Source organism: Mycobacterium colombiense (genome assembly GCF_003284975.1).
Classification (GTDB): domain Bacteria; phylum Actinomycetota; class Actinomycetes; order Mycobacteriales; family Mycobacteriaceae; genus Mycobacterium; species Mycobacterium europaeum_A.
In genome coordinates this window covers 134,366-153,334 of record NZ_QMEU01000002.1, presented here as the reverse complement: position 1 = coordinate 153,334, position 18,969 = coordinate 134,366, and the positions used below count along the sequence as shown (strand labels likewise).

19 protein-coding genes are annotated in these 18,969 nt (G+C 68.4%); 8 read left to right on the top strand and 11 right to left on the bottom strand.

The window, feature by feature from the left end; translation table 11 throughout:
* The coding region (locus tag DQP58_RS01805; protein ID WP_205869306.1) for an Rv0804 family intramembrane glutamic endopeptidase at positions 1-366 on the top strand (366 nt) is incomplete at its 5' end.
* A 3-nt stretch (positions 367-369) separates the two neighbouring features.
* Here the strand turns inward: DQP58_RS01805 and DQP58_RS01800 are convergent.
* Positions 370-1,584, bottom strand: a complete 1,215-nt coding sequence (locus tag DQP58_RS01800; protein WP_112706785.1) for an MCE family protein — start codon at positions 1,582-1,584, stop codon at positions 370-372.
* Between the two features lie 19 nt (positions 1,585-1,603).
* On the opposite strand from DQP58_RS01800, the gene DQP58_RS01795 reads away from it, so the two are divergent.
* From DQP58_RS01795 to purM, 3 genes are all read left to right on the top strand, one after another.
* A complete protein-coding gene (locus DQP58_RS01795) occupies positions 1,604-1,993 on the top strand; it encodes a sterol carrier family protein (RefSeq protein WP_112706784.1) in 390 nt (129 codons plus the stop codon).
* Positions 1,994-2,130: 137 nt separating this feature from the next.
* Positions 2,131-3,657 carry an amidophosphoribosyltransferase gene (purF, locus tag DQP58_RS01790; protein ID WP_165827770.1) on the top strand — a complete coding sequence of 509 codons (1,527 nt, stop codon included), beginning with the start codon at positions 2,131-2,133 and terminating at the stop codon, positions 3,655-3,657.
* A 70-nt stretch (positions 3,658-3,727) separates the two neighbouring features.
* Positions 3,728-4,822 carry a phosphoribosylformylglycinamidine cyclo-ligase gene (gene purM, locus DQP58_RS01785; RefSeq protein WP_112706783.1) on the top strand — a complete coding sequence of 365 codons (1,095 nt, stop codon included), beginning with the start codon at positions 3,728-3,730 and terminating at the stop codon, positions 4,820-4,822.
* A 67-nt stretch (positions 4,823-4,889) separates the two neighbouring features.
* Here purM and DQP58_RS01780 read toward each other — a convergent pair whose 3' ends face one another.
* Both DQP58_RS01780 and DQP58_RS01775 read right to left on the bottom strand, forming a co-directional pair.
* The gene (locus DQP58_RS01780; protein ID WP_112706782.1) at positions 4,890-5,075 is read right to left on the bottom strand and encodes a DUF3073 domain-containing protein; all 186 of its coding nucleotides are present in this window, start codon (positions 5,073-5,075) and stop codon (positions 4,890-4,892) included.
* Positions 5,076-5,220: 145 nt separating this feature from the next.
* On the bottom strand, positions 5,221-6,315 hold the full coding sequence (locus tag DQP58_RS01775; protein WP_112706781.1) for a YgfZ/GcvT domain-containing protein: 1,095 nt from the start codon (positions 6,313-6,315) through the stop codon (positions 5,221-5,223).
* A 175-nt stretch (positions 6,316-6,490) separates the two neighbouring features.
* Between DQP58_RS01775 and DQP58_RS01770 the strand changes: the two genes are divergently transcribed.
* On the top strand, positions 6,491-7,360 hold the full coding sequence (locus DQP58_RS01770; protein ID WP_112706803.1) for an aminodeoxychorismate lyase: 870 nt from the start codon (positions 6,491-6,493) through the stop codon (positions 7,358-7,360).
* Between the two features lie 242 nt (positions 7,361-7,602).
* On the opposite strand, the gene DQP58_RS01765 is transcribed toward DQP58_RS01770, so the two are convergent.
* From DQP58_RS01765 to lmeA, 8 genes are all read right to left on the bottom strand, one after another.
* A complete protein-coding gene (locus DQP58_RS01765; protein ID WP_112706780.1) occupies positions 7,603-9,138 on the bottom strand; it encodes a sensor domain-containing protein in 1,536 nt (511 codons plus the stop codon).
* Between the two features lie 142 nt (positions 9,139-9,280).
* Positions 9,281-11,656, bottom strand: coding sequence for a hypothetical protein (locus tag DQP58_RS01760; RefSeq protein ID WP_112706779.1), 2,376 nt, complete (start codon positions 11,654-11,656; stop codon positions 9,281-9,283).
* Between the two features lie 91 nt (positions 11,657-11,747).
* Complete coding sequence (locus DQP58_RS01755; RefSeq protein ID WP_112706778.1) at positions 11,748-12,413, bottom strand: FABP family protein; 666 nt, start codon at positions 12,411-12,413, stop codon at positions 11,748-11,750.
* A gap of 190 nt (positions 12,414-12,603) precedes the next feature.
* Positions 12,604-12,906 (bottom strand): DUF1416 domain-containing protein, encoded by a 303-nt coding sequence (locus DQP58_RS01750; RefSeq protein WP_066880637.1) that lies wholly within the window; start codon positions 12,904-12,906, stop codon positions 12,604-12,606.
* A gap of 1 nt (position 12,907) precedes the next feature.
* Entirely contained in the window at positions 12,908-13,741 is an 834-nt protein-coding gene (locus DQP58_RS01745) for a sulfurtransferase (RefSeq protein WP_066865526.1), read from the bottom strand.
* A 36-nt stretch (positions 13,742-13,777) separates the two neighbouring features.
* Positions 13,778-14,248: a DUF4395 domain-containing protein gene (locus tag DQP58_RS01740; protein WP_112706777.1), complete on the bottom strand. Its 471-nt coding sequence runs from the start codon at positions 14,246-14,248 to the stop codon at positions 13,778-13,780.
* 220 nt (positions 14,249-14,468) lie between these two features.
* Positions 14,469-14,888, bottom strand: a complete 420-nt coding sequence (locus DQP58_RS01735; RefSeq protein ID WP_112706802.1) for a thioredoxin family protein — start codon at positions 14,886-14,888, stop codon at positions 14,469-14,471.
* A gap of 73 nt (positions 14,889-14,961) precedes the next feature.
* Positions 14,962-15,774 (bottom strand): mannan chain length control protein LmeA, encoded by an 813-nt coding sequence (gene lmeA, locus DQP58_RS01730; protein ID WP_112706776.1) that lies wholly within the window; start codon positions 15,772-15,774, stop codon positions 14,962-14,964.
* 177 nt (positions 15,775-15,951) lie between these two features.
* On the opposite strand from lmeA, the gene DQP58_RS01725 reads away from it, so the two are divergent.
* From DQP58_RS01725 to pstS, 3 genes are all read left to right on the top strand, one after another.
* Positions 15,952-16,725, top strand: a complete 774-nt coding sequence (locus DQP58_RS01725) for a winged helix-turn-helix transcriptional regulator (RefSeq protein ID WP_112706775.1) — start codon at positions 15,952-15,954, stop codon at positions 16,723-16,725.
* A complete protein-coding gene (gene mshD, locus DQP58_RS01720; RefSeq protein ID WP_112706774.1) occupies positions 16,722-17,657 on the top strand; it encodes a mycothiol synthase in 936 nt (311 codons plus the stop codon). Before DQP58_RS01725 ends, mshD begins: the two co-directional genes overlap by 4 nt.
* Before the next feature lie 166 nt (positions 17,658-17,823).
* The gene (pstS, locus tag DQP58_RS01715; protein ID WP_112706801.1) at positions 17,824-18,948 is read left to right on the top strand and encodes a phosphate ABC transporter substrate-binding protein PstS; all 1,125 of its coding nucleotides are present in this window, start codon (positions 17,824-17,826) and stop codon (positions 18,946-18,948) included.
* The last annotated feature ends 21 nt before the right edge of the window (positions 18,949-18,969 follow it).

Here is an 18,969-nt window from a genome sequence, read left to right as displayed (position 1 = left end):
TCGATGGCCGGCCGCGAGCCGCCGGCTGCGGCGCCGGACTGGCTGTTGCTGCGGATACCCGTGGGCACGGTGTGGTCGGAGGAGTCCGCCTTTCGCGGCGCGCTGGCCACCGCCGGCGCCGTCGCTTTCGGCGCACGCGCTGGGCGATTGTTGCAGGCCGGCGCCTTTGGTCTGTCGCACATCGCCGACGCGCGCGCGACGGGTGAGCCGGTGGCCGGCACCGTGCTGGTGACCGGGATCGCGGGCTGGCTGTTCGGTTGGCTGGCCGATCGTTCCGGCAGCCTGGCCGCACCCATGCTGGCGCACCTGGCCATCAACGAAGCCGGGGCGATCGCGGTGCTGGCGGTGCAGTCGCCGCACCGCTGATGGTCAGGGATTGATGGTGTAGTCACCGAGTTGACGGCCCCACACGAATTCGACCGCGAGCGGCGAGCCGACCTCGAAGTGGTTGTAGGGAGCCATGCTTGCGCCGGTGTCCATCACCAAAAACGGCGCGGGCCACAGTTCCCGGGTGATCTTCTGCCAACAGCCCGGCCGTCCGCCCGGGCCGCCCCTGGCGTTGGTGCGGGGCAGGTTCTCCGGCCAGATGTAGGGATTCGGCGCGCCCGCGATGGCACCCGAGGCATGGGCGCCCAGCGAGTAGCCGTTATCGCCCAGGGCGTTGTGGATTCGCGGTGCGACTTCGTCGAAATTATGTATGGTGCAGTAGATTTCGGGACTGTATTCGTCGAGCAGCTGGCTGCTGGGAACCAGGTCGACGGCGCCGCGGACGAAGAATGGCCCGCTGCGGCCCAAGACGTCGGCGCCGGCGTTGCCCAGCCCGGCGGCCGCCAGCAGCGCGGCGTCGAGGTCGCGGTGCCGCGAGTCGAGTGTGCGCGCGGTCGTCACGGCGTGGTCCAGCGCGTCCCACAGATCGGGAGAGGCGTTCGCATAGGCATCGCCCAGGGCCGCCAGCCGCCGAATATCGTTGCGCAGGGCCGGCATCCGGGGGTGCAGGTCGTCGAGAACGGCATTGCCGTCGGCGAGCGAGGCACCGAACCGCTCGCCCATCCCGGTCAGCGCCTGGGCGGCGGCGCTGAGCGTGAGGTTCAGTTTGACCGGATCGACCTTCTCCGCGATCGAGGTGAGTGTCTCGAAAAGGGTGTTGAACTCGGTGGTCACCGATGTCGCATCGATCAGCATCGACGGTGTGATCGTTTGTGCTGCAGGCTGTTTCGGTGCGCTTAAGGCAACATACTTATTGCCGAACACCGTGGTCGCCTTGACGTCGGCGACCACGTTGGCCGGGATGCGCTTGACGTATTTCGGGGCGACGTCCAGGACTATCTTGGCGGCCGGCCTGCCGCGATGCGTGGTCTCCGAAATGCTGGACACCCGGCCGATCTGCACCCCGTTGTAAGTGACTTTGGAACCGGGATCCATCACCAGACCAGCCCGGGCGGCCACCATGGTCAACTTCGTGGTCGGCGTCAGGGCGCCGCGAAATTGCAGGTACAGAAGCGACCCGAGCAATCCCATGATCGCGACCGTCACCAGGCCGGCGGTCCTGTACGGCGGCCGCGCCCTTGGGCGACGGGGCTCCATGGTTTTGAGACCCTAGGGTATGGCCCCCCGCGACAAAGCCGATCCGGCCAAGGCCCGGCAGGCCGTGTTGGCGGTCGCGGACTGGCTGCGCCACGACTCCGGTCCGCAACCCGACCGGCAGGAATTGGCGACCGCCGTCCGGCTCACCGCTCGCACCCTGGCCGCGGTGGCCCCCGGGCGCAGTGTGGAGTTGCGCGTCCCGCCGTTCGTCGCGGTGCAGTGCATCACCGGGCTCACACACACCCGCGGAACGCCGCCCAACGTGGCGGAAACCGACCCGCGGACCTGGCTGCTGCTGGCCATCGGGGCGTTGCCGTTCGGCGAGGCCAAGTGCACCGGTGCGCTGCGCCTGTCCGGCTCGCGCGCGGGTGAGATTGAACACTGGCTGCCGCTGTTCGATCTGAGCTGAACATAACCCTGAACTGCAGGTTTAGGTATTTGCGCTGGCATTTTGTCGCGCAACACGCCCGGCGGATTCGTCGGCGCGGCGGCGCTGCCCGTAGACTCCGTTACGTCACCAACCGTTCCCCGGGGAGCTGCCTAATCGTGACCGTCCAAGAACCCGAAGAGGACTTCAACGCACCCCGTGAAGAATGCGGTGTATTCGGGGTCTGGGCCCCCGGCGAGGACGTCGCCAAACTCACCTATTACGGCTTGTACGCGTTGCAGCACCGCGGCCAGGAGGCCGCCGGCATCGCCGTCGCCGACGGTTCCCAGGTGCTGGTCTTCAAAGATCTCGGCCTGGTCAGCCAAGTGTTCGACGAGCAGACGCTGGGTGCCATGCAGGGCCACGTCGCCATCGGGCACTGCCGCTACTCGACCACCGGCGACACGACCTGGGAGAACGCCCAGCCCGTGTTCCGCAACACCGCGGCCGGCACCGGGGTGGCGCTGGGACACAACGGAAACCTGGTCAACACCGCCGAGCTCGCCGCCCGCGCCCGCGACGAGGGGCTGATCGCCAAACGCGCCCCGGCGCCGGCGACGACTGATTCCGACATTCTGGGCGCGCTGCTGGCCCACGGCGCGGCGGACGCCACCCTGGAGCAAGCGGCGCTGGACCTGCTGCCGACCGTGCGCGGCGCGTTCTGCCTGACCTTCATGGACGAGAACACGCTGTACGCCTGTCGCGATCCCCATGGGGTGCGGCCACTTTCGCTGGGACGGCTGGACCGCGGCTGGGTGGTGGCTTCCGAAACGGCGGCGCTCGACATCGTCGGCGCCTCGTTCGTCCGCGACATCGAACCGGGCGAACTGCTGGCGATCGACGCCGACGGCGTCCGCTCCACCCGTTTCGCCAACCCCACCCCCAAGGGCTGCGTCTTCGAATACGTCTACCTGGCGCGACCGGACAGCACGATCGCCGGACGGTCCGTCCACGCGACCCGGGTGGAGATCGGCCGGCGGCTGGCCCGCGAACGGCCGGTGGAGGCCGACCTGGTGATCGGCGTCCCCGAGTCGGGCACGCCCGCCGCGGTCGGATACGCCCAGGAGTCGGGCATCCCGTACGGCCAGGGCCTGATGAAGAACGCCTACGTGGGGCGCACCTTCATCCAGCCGTCCCAGACCATCCGCCAGCTCGGCATCCGGCTGAAGCTCAACCCGCTTCGCGAGGTGATCCGGGGTAAGCGACTCATCGTCGTCGACGACTCGATCGTGCGCGGCAACACCCAGCGCGCCCTGTTGCGGATGCTGCGCGAGGCCGGCGCCGTCGAAGTGCACGTGCGGATCGCCTCACCGCCGGTCAAATGGCCCTGCTTCTACGGCATCGACTTCCCCTCACCGGCGGAGCTGATCGCCAACGCGGTCGAGGACAAGAAGGAGATGCTCGAGGCGGTGCGGCATGCCATCGGCGCCGACTCGCTGGGCTACATCTCGCTGCGCGGCCTGGTGGCGGCCTCCGAGCAGCCGGCCTCGCGGCTGTGCACCGCCTGCTTCGACGGCCAGTACCCGATCGAACTGCCCGGGGAAACGGCGTTGGGCAAGAACGTCATCGAGCACATGCTCGCCAACGCCGCTCGCGGCGCCGGACTCGACGAACTTGCGCCCGGCGAAGTGCCGGTCGTGCACTGAGGAACCCGGTTGCGCTCCTTCACCGACGTTTGATACCGGCCGTCAGCGCCGCCCGGTAGCCTTTATCGCGATGACGGATCCCGGAAAGAGTCCAGGACGCCACCAAGGCAGTCAGGGCATCACCTACGCGTCGGCCGGGGTGGACATTGAAGCCGGCGACCGCGCCGTCGAATTGTTCAAGCCGCTGGCGACGAAAGCCACGCGACCCGAGGTCCGGGGCGGCTTGGGCGGATTCGCCGGCCTGTTCGCGCTACGTGGCGATTATCGCGAGCCGCTGCTGGCGGCCTCCACCGACGGCGTGGGCACCAAGCTGGCGGTGGCCCAGGCGATGGACAAGCACGACACCGTCGGGCTGGACCTGGTGGCCATGGTGGTCGACGACCTTGTGGTGTGCGGCGCCGAGCCGCTGTTCCTGCAGGATTACATCGCGGTGGGCCGGACGGTGCCGGAACGGTTGAGCGCCATCGTCAGCGGCATCGCCGAGGGATGTGTGCGGGCCGGCTGTGCGCTGCTGGGCGGCGAGACGGCCGAACACCCCGGCCTGATGGAACCGGACCACTACGACATCTCGGCCACCGGCATCGGTGTCGTCGAGGCCGACGACGTGCTGGGGCCCGACCGGGTCAAACCCGGCGACGTCATCATCGCGATGGGTTCGTCGGGTCTGCATTCCAACGGATATTCGTTGGCGCGCACCGTGTTGCTCGAGATCGACCGGATGAACCTCGAGGGATATGTGGAGGAGTTCGGCCGGACGCTGGGTGAAGAGCTGCTCGAACCCACCCGCATCTACGCGAAGGACTGCCTGGCGCTCGCCGCCGAAACCCACGTGCGTACCTTCTGCCACGTCACCGGCGGTGGCCTGGCCGGCAACCTGCAACGCGTCATCCCGCAGGGCCTGGTCGCCGAGATGGATCGCGGCACCTGGACGCCCGCGCCGGTGTTCGCCATGATCGCCCAGCGCGGCCGGGTGACCCGCGAGGAGATGGAGAAGACGTTCAACATGGGCGTCGGCATGATCGCCATCGTGGCCCCCGAGGACACCGACCGGGCCCTGGCCATCCTGACCGCCCGACACCTGGACTGCTGGGTGCTGGGCACCGTCGGCAAAGGCGGCAAAGCGGGCCCGCGGGCCAAGATGGTCGGTCAGCACCCGAGGTTCTAGGACGCGTGGGCTCCGGTAGAACTAACGCGGCGCCGGTGCACTACGCATCGGCGCCGGGTGGTTGGCTTTAGCGACGCCAGCTGTCCTGGTCGTCCCAGGATTCGTCGGATCCGTCGCTGTCCAGGTCACTGGACTCGTCCGAACCCGATCCGGACAGCTCTTGCTGAAGCCGCTGGAAGTCGGTCTGTGGAGAACTGTATTTGAGTTCTCGAGCAACCTTGGTCTGCTTTGCCTTAGCCCGGCCGCGGCCCATGGGGGAACCCCCTCGCGCAATAACGGAGCGGCCTACGAGTAGGCGGCTCCGATCTCCTGGTGTCGTATTGTCCTGCCGACAGTTTACCGTGCCCCGCCACCGGGCGTTGGCGCCCCCTGCTTGCTGTGGCGGACGTTACCGTTCATTATCCCGCACCGCCCCGCAACCGTTCAACAGCTAGGCGCCCCGCGCCGATCTGTTCGGTTCCGGGCAGCGAATCGGCCTCGATCACCGCGGCGACCGAGGCGTCCGGTCCGGTCGCCAATTCCGTCTCGGCGGGCAGCCCGCGCTTGAGCAGCGCCAGCGCTATCGGCCCCAGATCCACGTGGTCGACCACCGTGCCGAGACGGCCGACCGTGCGGCCGCCGGCCACCACAGGGTCACCCGTCGACGGCCGGTCGACCGACCCGTCGAGGTGCAGCAACACCAGCATCCGCGGCGGTCTGCCCAGGTTGTGCACTCGCGCGACGGTCTCCTGCCCGCGGTAGCAGCCCTTGTCCAGGTGGACGGCCCCCGCACCGGGGCCACCGATCCAGCCCACTTCGTGCGGAATCGTGCGCTCATCGGTGTCGACTCCGAGGCGGGGCCGCAGGGCCGCGACCCGGTGGGCTTCGTAGGCCCACACCCCGCCGGGTCGCACTCCCGCCTGCGTCAGGCGCTGTCGCCAGTCGTCCGCCGCGGCGCGCGGCACCAGCAGGTCCAGCTCGAGCCGGCCGGCCGGGGTGCCCGGCATCCGGCGCAGGAAGCCCTCGCCGATGGGAACCGCGGTCAGCTCAGCGGGCAGCGCATCCACCCCGAGCGCATCGAGAATTGTCTGGTCGGCCAGTTTGGGGCCGAGCAGCGACAACACGGCCAGCTCGGCACCGGCCGGGTTGACCTCGGACCAGAACACCATCTTGCGCAGGTATCCCAGCAACGGCTCGGCCCGCCACGGCTCGGTGTCCAGGTAGGTGGTGCCGCCGAGCTCGGTCTGGATCCAGTGGTCCTCGACGCGGCCCTGGCCGTCGAGGCTGAGGTTCTGCGTGCTGGCGCCGTCGGGGAGGTCGCTGACGAACTGCGTTGAAATGCTGTGCAGCCAGGTCTGCCGGTCCTTGCCGGTCAAGGTGAGCACGCCGCGGTGCGAGCGGTCGACCGCTATCGCGTCGGTGTCGCTCGCACGCTGCTCGCCCAGCGGGTCGCCGTAATGCCAGACGGCACCGGCGTCGGGTCCGGTCTCGGGTGCGGGGACGGGGTGGGTCACGAGTCAACTCTACGGACCGCCGCACGTCCACAACGAGTGTGAAACTGTCTTCACACTCGGAGCCGAATGTGCGGCTAGCTTCGCGTTCGGGAGGCCGGCGGCGTCGACGCGGTCGCGGCGCGGGTCCCGTCGGCCGCATTGGATAGGCTTTTCGATCATGGCGGGCCAGACGGGTGTGATCGTCACGCTGGACGGCGAAATGCGTTCGCCCGACGCGCCGCTGCTGCACGCCGACGACCTGGCGGCGGTCCGCGGTGACGGTGTCTTCGAGACGCTGTTGGTCCGCGACGGCAGGGCCTGCCTGATCGAGCCGCATCTGCAGCGGCTGACCCAGTCCGCCGCGTTGACCGATCTGCCCGCGCCCGATCTGCCGCGGTGGCGAAGCGCGATCGACGCGGCCACCCGGCAGTGGTGCGCGGGCACCGCCGACGAGGGCGCGATGCGGTTGATCTACAGCCGCGGCCGGGAGGGCGGTTCGGCGCCGACGGCCTACGTCATGGTCAACGCCGTACCCGAACGCGTGACGGCGGTCCGGCGGGGCGGGCTGGCGGCGGTCACACTCGATCGCGGGCTGCCCGCCACCGGCGTCGACGCGATGCCGTGGCTCCTGGCCGGCGCCAAGACCCTGTCCTACGCGGTGAATATGGCGGCCCTGCGCCATGCCGCCCGCCAGGGCGCCGGTGACGTGATCTTCGTCAGCACCGACGGTTACATCCTGGAAGGCCCTCGCTCGACTGTGGTGATCGCCACGGCCCCCGAGACGCCGGAGGACCATCCGTGCCTGCTTACCCCGCCGCCGTGGTATCCGATCCTGCGCGGCACCACCCAGCAGGCGCTGTTCGAGGTGGCCCGGGACAAGGGCTACGACTGCGATTACCGGGCGCTGCGCGTCGCGGATTTGGTTGCCGCCCAAGGTGTTTGGCTGATCTCCAGCATGACCTTGGCCGCCCGGGTGCACACGCTCGACGGCCGCGCGCTGCCGCAGGCGCCGATGGCCGCGGAATTCGCCGAACTGATCGACGCCGCCATCGTCAGCGATCGCTGAGCGCTGAATTCTGTTGTCGGCTGGCCGATCCGCGGGTACGGTCGGCCGTACACAAGGAAGGAGGTGGTCCGCGAAATTGATAGCTTCATGGACATGTGAGGTGGCTGCGCGCTAGCAGCACCTGCTCGGAAGAGCTGGCGTCACACGTGCGCTAGCGAATTCCCCGCAGTCACCCGGCCCCCGAGCTTCCGGTTTTGTCCAACCTGGAATACGGCTCGGGGGCCGATCCATGTCCGGGACGGCTACTGGTTCACCTTTGCGGCGATCTCCCCGGCGAGCTTGCCGGCCTGACCTGTGCCGGCATCCGGGCCGCACACCAGCAGGTCGACGACCACACTGGACGCCGCGTGCAGCGCGTGGTGGCAGACCCGGGTTCCGTCCGCTTGCGTCCTCTGCTGGTAGATCTTCGGCGGGGCGCCGGTGACCTCACCGAACGTCCAGCCCGACGACTTGCCGTTGAAGCTCATGGTGATCGACTGGCCCGCGCAGGCCCTCCACTTCTCGGCCGTCGCCGCCACGAACGCCGCGGCCTTCTCGGGCGACGAGAACGCCGCAACCGCTTCGTACACCCGATGCGGCGGGTTCTCGCCGGCGGTGTGTACGGCCTGCCCACTGACCGCGGTGTAGCCGTCGGCTCCCTGATAGACCGAGCTCTCGATGGGCTCCCAGGCGTTTTTGCAGTTCGGGTTGGACAGCGTGGCCCTCAGGTTGCGAAGCTGTCCGGCCTTCTCCGAGACCACCAGGTTCTGGTCGCCGATGATGGCACCGACCTCGGCAGGGCCCAGCAGATACGAGTCCAGCTTCGCGCCGTTAGCGGCCGTCGGCCCCGAACCGGCCGCCGCCGCCGAACCGGCCTCTGTGGCCGAGTTCGGGCCGGGCTTGGGCGCCTTGGTTTTGCCACCCTGCGTTGCCAATACGACGACGATCGCGATCGCGGCGATCACCGCGACGGAGGCACCGCCGATGATCAGCAGCCGCTTGTTCGACCCGGTGCCCGCCGCGGGCGGGACGGGGGCCTTGGCCGACGGTCCGGCGACGGGCGCGGGCCCGGCCGGCACTTTCGCTGCGGTCGTCGCCGCCTGCTCCGTGGCGCCGGTTGCCGGTGCGTCCGCCGCGTTGTTCTTGGCCTCGATTTCGGCCAGTACGTTGTCGATTTCGGTGCGGGTGCGGTAGGTGACATCGTGGCGCAGGCGCAGCATGCGCAGCAGCTGGCCGATGTCACCTCGGGCGCTGGGGTCGTCACCGTCCTCGTCGAGCCCGGACCGCAGTTCGATCAGCAGTTGCGTCTGTTGTTGCGGGCTGAGCTCTTTTTCGGCGAGGATGTTGCCCAGCCGCGTGATGTACCCGAACGGCACCGGTGGCTCTTCGGGCAGCGGGTCGGGCAACGGCACCGGCTTGCTCTGCAGGGCGTGCACCGCGGTGACCAGTTGGATCCCGGCGTCGACGGTCGGCTCGCGATAGTCGATGATCTGCAACGCCGCAAGGGGATTCACGCGCATGCTGTCGACGTCGCCGATGCGCACGGGAAGGATCGGCCGGTTCAGGGCCCTCGCGTAGCGCAACTCGGCCTGACTGGGCTTGGACTGCAGCCAGTTGTTCGACAGCGCGACGATGAACACGTCGCACGAGCGAATCTGCTCCAAGATCTTGTTCCACCAGGAATCCCCGCCGCCGAGCTCCTGGTCGAACCACACCTGCTGCTGTGCGCGCCGCAGCGCGGTGGTCAGGGCGTCGACCGTCGACCTGTCTTGGCTCGAGTAGCTGATGAACAGCGCCATCGAAGTCTCCTTGGGTGAGGCGGAGCGAGCTAACTCGGGCGAAGCCTCGTCGGCTATTGCACGTGCGCCGATACCGTATCAGTGTTGGGTCCGGTCAGAAGGCGCAAATTCAGGGCCATTCGGCACGGAGGCGGGGCTGAACTCAGCCGTTGCCCCGATCGAGAACCTGGGCGTCGTCGGACGACCGGATCTCGGCGTAGCGTCGCGCGAATTCCTCACCTGGAACCGGCCATTGCTCGCCGCCCTGCCCGCGGACGACCCAGTCGCCGTCGGCCGCCGCCACGGGTCCCTCCAGGGTGTTGACGACCTCGCCGGGCTGCGCCGGGCGCGCCTGGACCCGTCCCTTGCGACGCCACCGCCCGGCGCCGGCGGGTTCGTAGGTGTCGCGGAAGATGTCGTCGCGCACCGACCAGGCCTTGCCGTCTTCGGAAACCGCCCAGTCCCCGGCGTCGGCCCGCATGATGTGGCCCGAATCCGATGTCCATGTCCACCCGGCCGCGCGTTGCTCCGCGGCGACCGTGCCCACGCGGGAAAAGGACTGCCACAGCGGGCGTGAGCGAAAGCCCAGCTGCCGCAGGCTCCATAAGGTTCCGGCCAGACTGCGCACCGCGGGATTGAGCAGATCCGGGTTGGCTTCGACGTTCCGCCAGTCCACCAACTTGTCGTGAATCTTACGTGAATCATCGCGTGGCACACCGTATTTCCAGCCGTTGCGGCGGTAGTAACGGCACCAGTCCTCATGTTCTGCCCGGGCCATGCTCATCGCTGCGTGGTGGTCGAATCCCATCAACGCCAGCTGCTCGGTCGGCGCCAAACCCGCCATGTCGCGGCCGGACAACCTCGCCGGGGGGCTGCCCCAGGTGTTCCAGGTATGTCCGGCAATCTGTTCCACCATCCACAAGGCGTTGCGCACCTGACGGCGGTTGGAACCGCGGTAGAACTCGTCGAGTTCGGCCCACGGCATCGCGGCGGCCGACCGCGGGGCTCCCGGGTCGATCGTCGAGACGTAGCGCTCGTGGATCAGCCGCGCCGCGCGCTCCCACGCGTCCTGAACCAGGCCCTCCTGGGTGTCGAGCACCAGCGAGTAGGACTGCAGCCGGCCGACGACCTGGATCGAGTCGTCGCTGATGCTGGTGTTGAGATCCGAGGCGTGGATGGGCATTTCGGGGAACCGGGCGGCGAGTCGGGCCGCGGTCGTCGCGGCGTGGGCGTCCACGAAGATCACCGCGCAGCCGGCCGGGTCGGCCTCGCCGATCAGCTTCAGCATGGTCGGCACGGTCGGCGCCTCTGCCACGGCGTCGATCTTCGGCCCCTCCGACACGAATCCCGCCTGCTGACGGTAGAACTCGTGATCGGCCAGGTAATCCTCAGCGTCGCGTTCGACCAGCGTCAGCGCGGGCAGCGGCATCGCGTCGGGTGGAGTGTAGAAGTCTCGTTCCAAGGCGCGCTGGGTCAGATCGGCGCATAGGGCAAGGGTCAATTGCGAAGTGCCGCACACGAACACGCGTCGCGTCCGGTGGGTCGCGCTGATGGCGTCCAGGAGCCTGCCCGCCGTCACCTCGTATTTGCCGACAACGTCGGCCGCCCACCGCGTGTCGGAGCCACCGAACTGCTGGGCACGCCACGCCTGGGCCAGCCACGGGTCGTCCATGCGCACGATGAGCGGCAGCCGCCGCTTGTGGGCGACCTCGGCGAGCCGGCGGCTGATCAAGTCGAGCCACAGCAGGTTGATCGCCGGATCCGGTGCCATCAGGTAGAGCCGAGAAAGATTGCGCCACAGCCGAAGTGATACCAGCGTGGACGGGTTGTCGAAGTCCACCAGGACCACCCGGGCGCCCTGTCGGCGGGCGCGCCCCACGCGGTCGTCGCTGGCGCCGGTGATGACCACCAGGGTGCTGCGCCGGTCCAGCGTGCGCGCCACCGCGCTGATCATCGACTGGGTGTCGGCGTCGACCCCGACGATGACCGTGACCGAGTCGGCCAGGTTGGCCCGCAGCCGGTCCACCTGCGACCGGAACACGCCGACCACGACGCCGCCCAATCCGGTGAAAATCGCTGCCAGCGCCGCGATCCGGGCCAGCTCCAGCCCGACGGGCGTGGGGTTCGGGCAGGTTCGCCCGCTCACCGAGAAGTCACCGGTGCCGCCCTTGACCAGGCTGGCCGTCGCCATCAGCGGGGTGAAGAAGGCCGGGTGATTGGCGTCGTGACATCCCCAATAGGAGGTGAGGCCCAGCACCGCGCCCATGCTGACCAACGCAGCGATCACGGTGAACGAAACCCCCACCACCCGGTGGCTGCTGTCCGATCGGAAGGTCAACACACACGCCGCGATGAGCACCGTGACCACGATCGCCAGCGTCGGCATCGATCCGGGCCGGCCGAACCATCCCAGCGACGCCGGCAGCGCATCAAGGACCGAGGGCTGCAGATCCAGGACGGCCAGATACAGGATCAGAAGCAGGCCGGTCGCGCTGACCGCTCGGCGCAGCACAGGCGAGGGTGACCGCTTGGGACGCATCCGACCGACCTCCCTTCCGGGGCATATCGTCGCCCATCGGATGCTCGGAGGTCGAACAGTACACGCAGAAAAAAAGCGGCCGCGGCCGTTGCTAGCCGGCGAACCGGGACAGCCGCGCCGAAAGATGCGGCACCAGACCGCCGTCGGCGTCCACCCGCTCCTCGACATAGGCCAGGTCGCCGCCCTCGACGATGCCGTAGAGGCGTTTGGCGCCTCCGACCAGCACGCCCGACCGGCTGCGGGCCAGCGCGTCGGTGACGAGCTCCCAGGACGACTGGGTCAGGGGGCGGCCGTAGAAGAGTTCGACGTAGCCCGCCGAATGGGCCAACAGCAGCTCGATCGCGTGGGATTCGCCGGGATCGTCGGGATCGCTGACGAAGCGCCAGAAACCGGTCTCGCGCAAGCCGCGTTCTTCATAGTCGCCGGTTTCGCTGAGCCGCCAGGAGCGGGCTTCCCAATTCAAATAGTCGCCGCCGTCGTGCGAGACCACGATCTGCTGGCCGAACCGGTAGTCCCCGTCCTGTCCGCGGCCCTCGCCCTCGCCGCGCCACACGCCGACCAGCGGCAGCAGCGCCAGCAAGTCATCACTCAGATTGGCGCCCTCGCGCAGGTTCGCGGTGTCGGCGGGCAGGGGCAGGTCATCGTAGGAGGGGATGTTGCGGCCGGCGGTCAGCTTGGCGCGCTCAGCGGCCGCGGCCACCGCCCGATCGCCGGAGCCGGCGGAACTGAACGGTTGGTCGGGGGTCACGCGCGCCACTCCATCCCGTCGCCGCGTGCCAGAGCGTCGCCGGCGCGGGTCACGACTCGTCGGTGATGAGCCGGTAGAGGGTGTACAGGGCGAACCATGAAATCACCACGACCGCCACGACCAGCATGATCTCGTAGAACAGCACCACGGGGACAAGTCTATTCGTCCCGCGGCGTCCGCGTCTGGGGCGGTTGGCGAGTCAGGCGATCTTGACGTCGACCTCGTGGATGCCCGCGCCCGACGGGGCCACCACGGCGTCGCCGTTGCCGGCCTTCGACAGGGCGCGCAGAGTCCAGGATCCCGGTGCGGCGAAGAACCGGAAGTCACCGGTGGCCGACGCCACCACCTCGGCCGTGAACTCGTCGGAGGAGTCCAGCAAGCGGACGAACGCGCCACCCACTGCCTGGCCGTCGCCGTCCACGACGCGACCGGTGATCACCGTTTCCTTCTCCAGGTCGACGCTGGCGGGCAACGTCAGTCCTTGTTTCGGTGCAGAGCACATATCAGCTTCCCAACTCGATCGGGGCGCCCACCAGGGAGCCGTATTCCGTCCAACTGCCGTCGTAGTTCTTCACATTCCGATGCCCGAGCAATTCATAAAGAACGAACCAGGTGTGCGAGGACCGCTCGCCGATGCGGCAGTAGGCAATCGTTTCCTTCTCCCCGTCCAGGCCGGCGTCGGCGTAGAGCTTGGCCAGCTCCTCATCGGACTTGAAGGTGCCGTCCTCGTTCGCGGCCTTGCTCCACGGCACGTTGATGGCGCCGGGAATGTGACCGGGCCGCTGGCTTTGCTCCTGCGGTAGGTGCGCGGGCGCCAGGATCTTGCCGGAGAACTCGTCGGGGGAGCGCACGTCGACCAGGTTCTTGACGTTGATGGCCGCGATGACGTCGTCGCGGAACGCCCGGATGCTGTTGTCCGGCGCGGCGGCCGTGTACGACGTCGCCGGCCTGCTGACGGGCTCGTTGGTCAGCGCGCGACCGTCGAGCTCCCACTTCTTGCGGCCGCCGTCGAGCAGCTTGACCTTGTCGTGCCCGTACAGCTTGAAATACCAGTAGGCGTAGGCGGCGAACCAGTTGTTGTTGCCGCCGTAGAGGATCACCGTGTCGTCATTGGAGATCCCCCGCTCGCTGAGCAGTTTGGAGAACTGCTGGGCGTCGACGAAGTCGCGTTTGACCGGGTCCTGCAAATCGGAGCGCCAGTCCAGCTTGATCGCGCCGGGGATGTGGCCGGCGTCGTAAGCGCTGGTGTCTTCGTCGACTTCGACGAAGACGACGCCTGAGGCGTCGAGATTGCTCTCAGCCCAGTCGGTGGAGACCAGGACGTCGGAGCGTGCCATGGAGTGGATCCTTTCAATCGCTTGTGTTACAGCAGGTCAGGTGGGACGCGCGGGGCGTCGGAAGCGGGCGACCAGCGGGTAGAGCTGGCAGCCCAGGCAGATGCCGAAGGCCGCGTTGAGGAACGCGGCGGCCAGAGCGGCCGCGGTGGCGATGACGCCGACCGGGACGGCGCCGGCGGCGAATCCGGCGGCTCCCAGCACGGCGAAGATCAGGCCGACGAGTTGGGCGAACTTCAGCGGTGGGGTCGGTTCGCGGTCCTGCACCGGCCCCAGCCGGGGCGCGACGACGGCGGCGAAGATCCGGCCGTATGGATGCTTGCGGGGCCCCCCGACCGCGCCGATCGCGAAGATGACGGCCTGAACGGCCAGGATCACCGCCGCAGCCGGAGCACTGGCCGCCGAGACGGCGAGCGCCAGTACCAGGACTGCAGTGGTGACCCAAGCGGCGAATCGCGGCCCGCGCACGTCGACCAGGTCGGGCTGCGCGGTGGTATTGCTGCTCGGCAAGGTAGGAACTCCTCGATACCCCTATTGCTGACGGAAACGAATGGAGACGTGCCACGGTCTGGATCCGGGGCCGCTCCGAGTGCTACGCAGAACGCGGCTACTCAGCAGCAACAGCAACAACAACAGCCCGCGGTGCGGCACAGTTCAACTGCGCGACGCTGGATGAGCATGGGCTCGAGGCGGGCTGACACGTCGGTCAGCTTACCCAATGACACCGCGGTCAAGCCAACAGCGGTTTCAGCGCGGACCGCAGGTCGGCGGCGTTGGGCACTCCGGAGGTGCGGTAGCGCTGCCGGCCCTCGACGTCGAAGATCAACGTCGTGGGCAAAGACAGCACCGAATAGCGGCGTGCGGTCTCGGGGTTTGCATCCAGGTCGATCTCGACGTGGGCCACGTCGTCCAGGTCGCCGCAGACCTGCTCCACGACTCGGCGGACCCGATCGCACGGCCCGCACCACGGCGCGCTGAAATGCACCACGGTCGGGCCGTCGCGGGATAGTCCCAGCGCCGCGATGTCGGAGTCGGCGTCGGCGTCCGGCTTGGCGTCGATTTCCCTGATGGTTCCGGAACGACGGGTCAGCAACCACCCGGCGAGGCTTGCCGCCGCGAGCACCGCGACGATCACGACGACTATGGTCATTTGCGCCACTCTCCCCCGCAAGCGGGAGGTGCCCCCGCCTCATCGCTGCGCTCTGAATCGTCGTCGGCACAGGTCATGACTGTTTAAACCCCGCGAGGGTCACGGTTACTCCGCGGGTGATGCCCTCGATGATGACGTCGGATCCGCGGGCTCCCTCGGTGGTCGGCGCGACGCCGAAAGGCAGCCGCTGATTGGGCAGCCGTCCGCTGAACGCATGCAGCACCGCGTCCCTCTTGTCCGCCGGGACCGTCTGGTTGGCGGTGTCGGATCCGGTCAGCACGCCGGTCGGGGTGAAGACCAGCGTCGCCGGGTCGTCCGGGGCGATGGAGAGGTCGACCGAGACGCTGACGCGCCGATCGAAGCCCGCCGATTTGGGTGTCCCGGTGAACACCAGACCGTGGCTGTCCGAGATGCCCGACGCGGTGACGCCGCCGGTGGAGGTGTTGGTCTCCTTGGGCGGCGCCTCCACCATCAGGTCGCTGATGCCCATGAACCGGCCCAGGTGCGTCGAGTCGACGATGATGCGGCTCTCCAGCTTGCCCACGGCTAGCTTCGCGTCCGGGCCGATCAGCCACGACGCCTGCGACAGGTCCACCGAGTACATCGTGGCTTCCAGCGTGGCCCGGCCGGTCATCGTGTGGTCGATGGCGTTGGCCTTGATCTCCACCTGGCTGTAGTTGCCGCGCATCGCCTGGGGAAGGAAGGGAAACGCCACGATGGCCACGAACGGGTCGGTGCCCAGCCTGGCCGCCTTGCGGACGCTGGACGACAGCCGGTATTCGGCGTAGATACTGGTCCCGTAATCGACGCCGATCGCGCTGAGGGCGACCACCGCGACCAGGATCGCCGTCGCGGTCAAACCAATCAGCACCTTGCGCACCCGCATATTGTGGCGCAACGCCCCCGAGCGGGTGGCCGCCGGACCGGTCGTGGCGGGGCTCACACTGGCCCATCTACCACGCGAAAAAGGCAGGTGACACGTTATCGTTAGATGACCTGGTAACTAACGCTTAATGGCGTTGTGAATTTGGGAGATGCCGTTCCCCCGAGCTGGAGGGGCTAGTTGGAGCTACTACTGCTGACCGCGGAGCTGCATCCCGACCCGGTCCTGCCGTCGTTGTCCCTGCTTCCGCACACCGTCCGGACGGCGCCGCCAGAGCCCTCTTCGTTGCTCGAGGCCGGGACCGCGGATGCGGTGATCGTCGACGCGCGCACGGACCTGTCGTCGGCGCGCGGGCTGTGCCGCCTGCTGAGCACGGCCGGCCGGTCGGTTCCAGTGCTGGCCGTGGTCACCGAGGGCGGGCTGGTGGCTGTCAGCTCCGATTGGGGTCTGGACGAGATCCTGCTGCCCACCACCGGGCCGGCCGAGGTAGACGCGCGGCTGCGGCTGGTGGTCGGCCGTCGCGGCGGGCTCGCGGACCAGGAGAGCGCCGGCAAGGTCAGCCTCGGCGAACTGGTGATCGACGAAGGCACCTACACCGCCCGCCTGCGGGGCCGACCGCTGGATCTGACCTACAAAGAATTCGAACTGCTCAAATACCTGGCGCAGCATGCCGGGCGGGTGTTCACCCGCGCTCAGCTGCTGCACGAGGTGTGGGGCTACGACTTCTTCGGCGGCACCCGCACCGTCGATGTGCACGTGCGTCGCCTGCGGGCCAAACTCGGTCCCGAGTACGAGGCACTGATCGGCACCGTGCGCAACGTGGGTTACAAGGCCGTCCGTCCGGCGCGCGGCCGCACGCCGGTCGCCGAGCCCGAGGACGCCGACGGTGCCGAATCCGAAGCCGAATCGCAGGACCTCGAAGATCCGCTGGTCGATCCGTTGCATACGCAGTGAGCTCGCCCGACTGGCGTCGCACGCTGACCGTCGAAGAGCAGCAGGCCGTACGGGAACTCGTCGGCGCGGCAACGGAATACGACGGAGTCGCGCCCGTGGGCGAACAGGTGCTACGCGAGCTCGGGCACGACCGCACCGAGCATCTGCTGATCAGTGGATCCGCCGACGCGATCGTCGGCTATCTCAACCTGAGCCCGCCGCGCGACGGCGAAACCGGCATGGCCGAACTCGTGGTGCACCCGCAGGCGCGCCGGCGCGGTATCGGGTCCACGCTGGCGCGCGCGGCGTTGGCCAAAACCGGTGCGGGCAACCGGTTCTGGGCGCACGGCACGCTGGAACCGGCCCGCGCGACCGCTTCCGCGCTGGGCCTGACCCCGGTGCGGGAACTGATGCAGATGCGGCGCTCGTTGCGCGATCTGCCCGACACCGTGCCGGCGGTGCCCGGGGTGGAAATCCGCACCTACGCGGGCCCCTCGGACGACGCCGAGCTGTTGCGGGTCAACAACGCCGCGTTCGCCTATCACCCCGAGCAGGGCGGCTGGACCGACGTCGAGCTGGCGGAGCGGCGCGACGAACCGTGGTTCGACCCGGCGGGCCTATTTCTCGCGTTCGGCGACGCCAGAAGTGATCAGCCCGGCACGCTGCTGGGCTTCCACTGGACGAAGGTGCACCTCGATCGGCCCGGCCTGGGCGAGGTGTACGTCGTGGGCGTCGATCCGTCGGCGCAAGGCCGCGGACTGGGGCAGGCGCTGACCGCCGTCGGCATCGAATGGCTGGGGCGGCGCCTGGCCGACACGGAAAGTTCAGCCGACCCCACCGTGATGCTGTACGTGGAGTCGGACAACGTCGCAGCGGTGCGCACCTATGAGCGCTTGGGCTTCACCACCTATAGCGTCGACACCGCATACGCGGTCGTCCCGGCGGCCCACTGACCGCGGGTACGAGCGCCGGCGACCCGGATCGTTAATCTGGTCCTGGGTTACCCAGACGTTGCTGTGGCCGGCGGCGGCGCATAGTTTGGCCGTCGCCTGGCAACCTCACACAAGAATGGCCAGCGACACCCACGTGCGCCCGCAACGCATCAAGAAAGCGAGATCGGTGAGGCTCGACAGGCAGGGCAGGGCGCTGGCCGCCGCGGCGCTGGCGACGGCGCTCGGTGCCGGAGCGCTGACCGCCTGCGGTAGCGATGAGAACCGCCGCGGGGCCACCGCGCCCAGCGTCTCCGGCGTCACCGGAACGCCGGCGTGCGACGGAAAGAACAAGCTGACGGCGGAGGGCTCGACCGCCCAAGAGAACGCGATCACGGTGTTCAACCAGGTGTGGGGCCAGTACTGTCCGGGCAAGGCCCTGGCCTACAACCCGACCGGATCCGGCGCGGGCCGTGAGCAATTCATCGCCGGGCACGTCGACTTCGCGGGCGCGGATTCACCCTTGGTCGCCGACCAGATCGGCCCGGCCGCCAAACGCTGCGACGGGAATCCGGCGTGGGATCTGCCGCTGGTCTTCGGTCCGATCGGGATCGTCTACAACCTGCCCGGGAATCCGGGGCTGGTGATCAACAGTGACGCGCTGGCCAAGATCTTCACCGGCAGGATCACCAGCTGGAACGACCCGATCCTGGTGGCCCTCAACCCGGGCACGGCGCTGCCCGACACCAAGATCACGCCGATCTACCGGACCGACTCGTCGGGAACCACGGACAACGTTCAGAAGTATCTGACCGCGGCCGCGCCGCAGAGCTGGTCCAAAGGGGTCGGCACCGAATTCCAGGGCGGGGTCGGGGAGGGCGCCGCGAAGTCGGCCGGCGTCATCCAGGCGGTGCGGGCCACCCCGGGCGCCATCGGATACGTCGAGAAGGGCTTCGCCGACCAGGCCCGCATGCCCTACGCCAAAATCGCCACGCGCGGCGGCGTCATTCCGCTGACCAACGACACGGCGGGAAACGCCGTCAAGGCGGCCAAATTCCTCGCCGAGGGCCATGACCTGGTCCTTGACCTCAACGCCATGTACGGCTCCGAGGAGCCGGGTGTCTATCCGTTGCTGCTGGTCACCTACGAGATCGTTTGCTCGAAGGGCTACGACCCCCAGACCTCCGCGGCCATCAAATCGTTCCTTGCCATCGCCGCCAGTAGCGGGCAGGGCGAATTGGCGAGGGCCGGGTACGTGCCGCTGCCCGATAAGGTCAGGGAACGACTGGTTACGGCGATCGATGCGCTGCAGTAGCCAAGTGAATCGGGTTTCGAG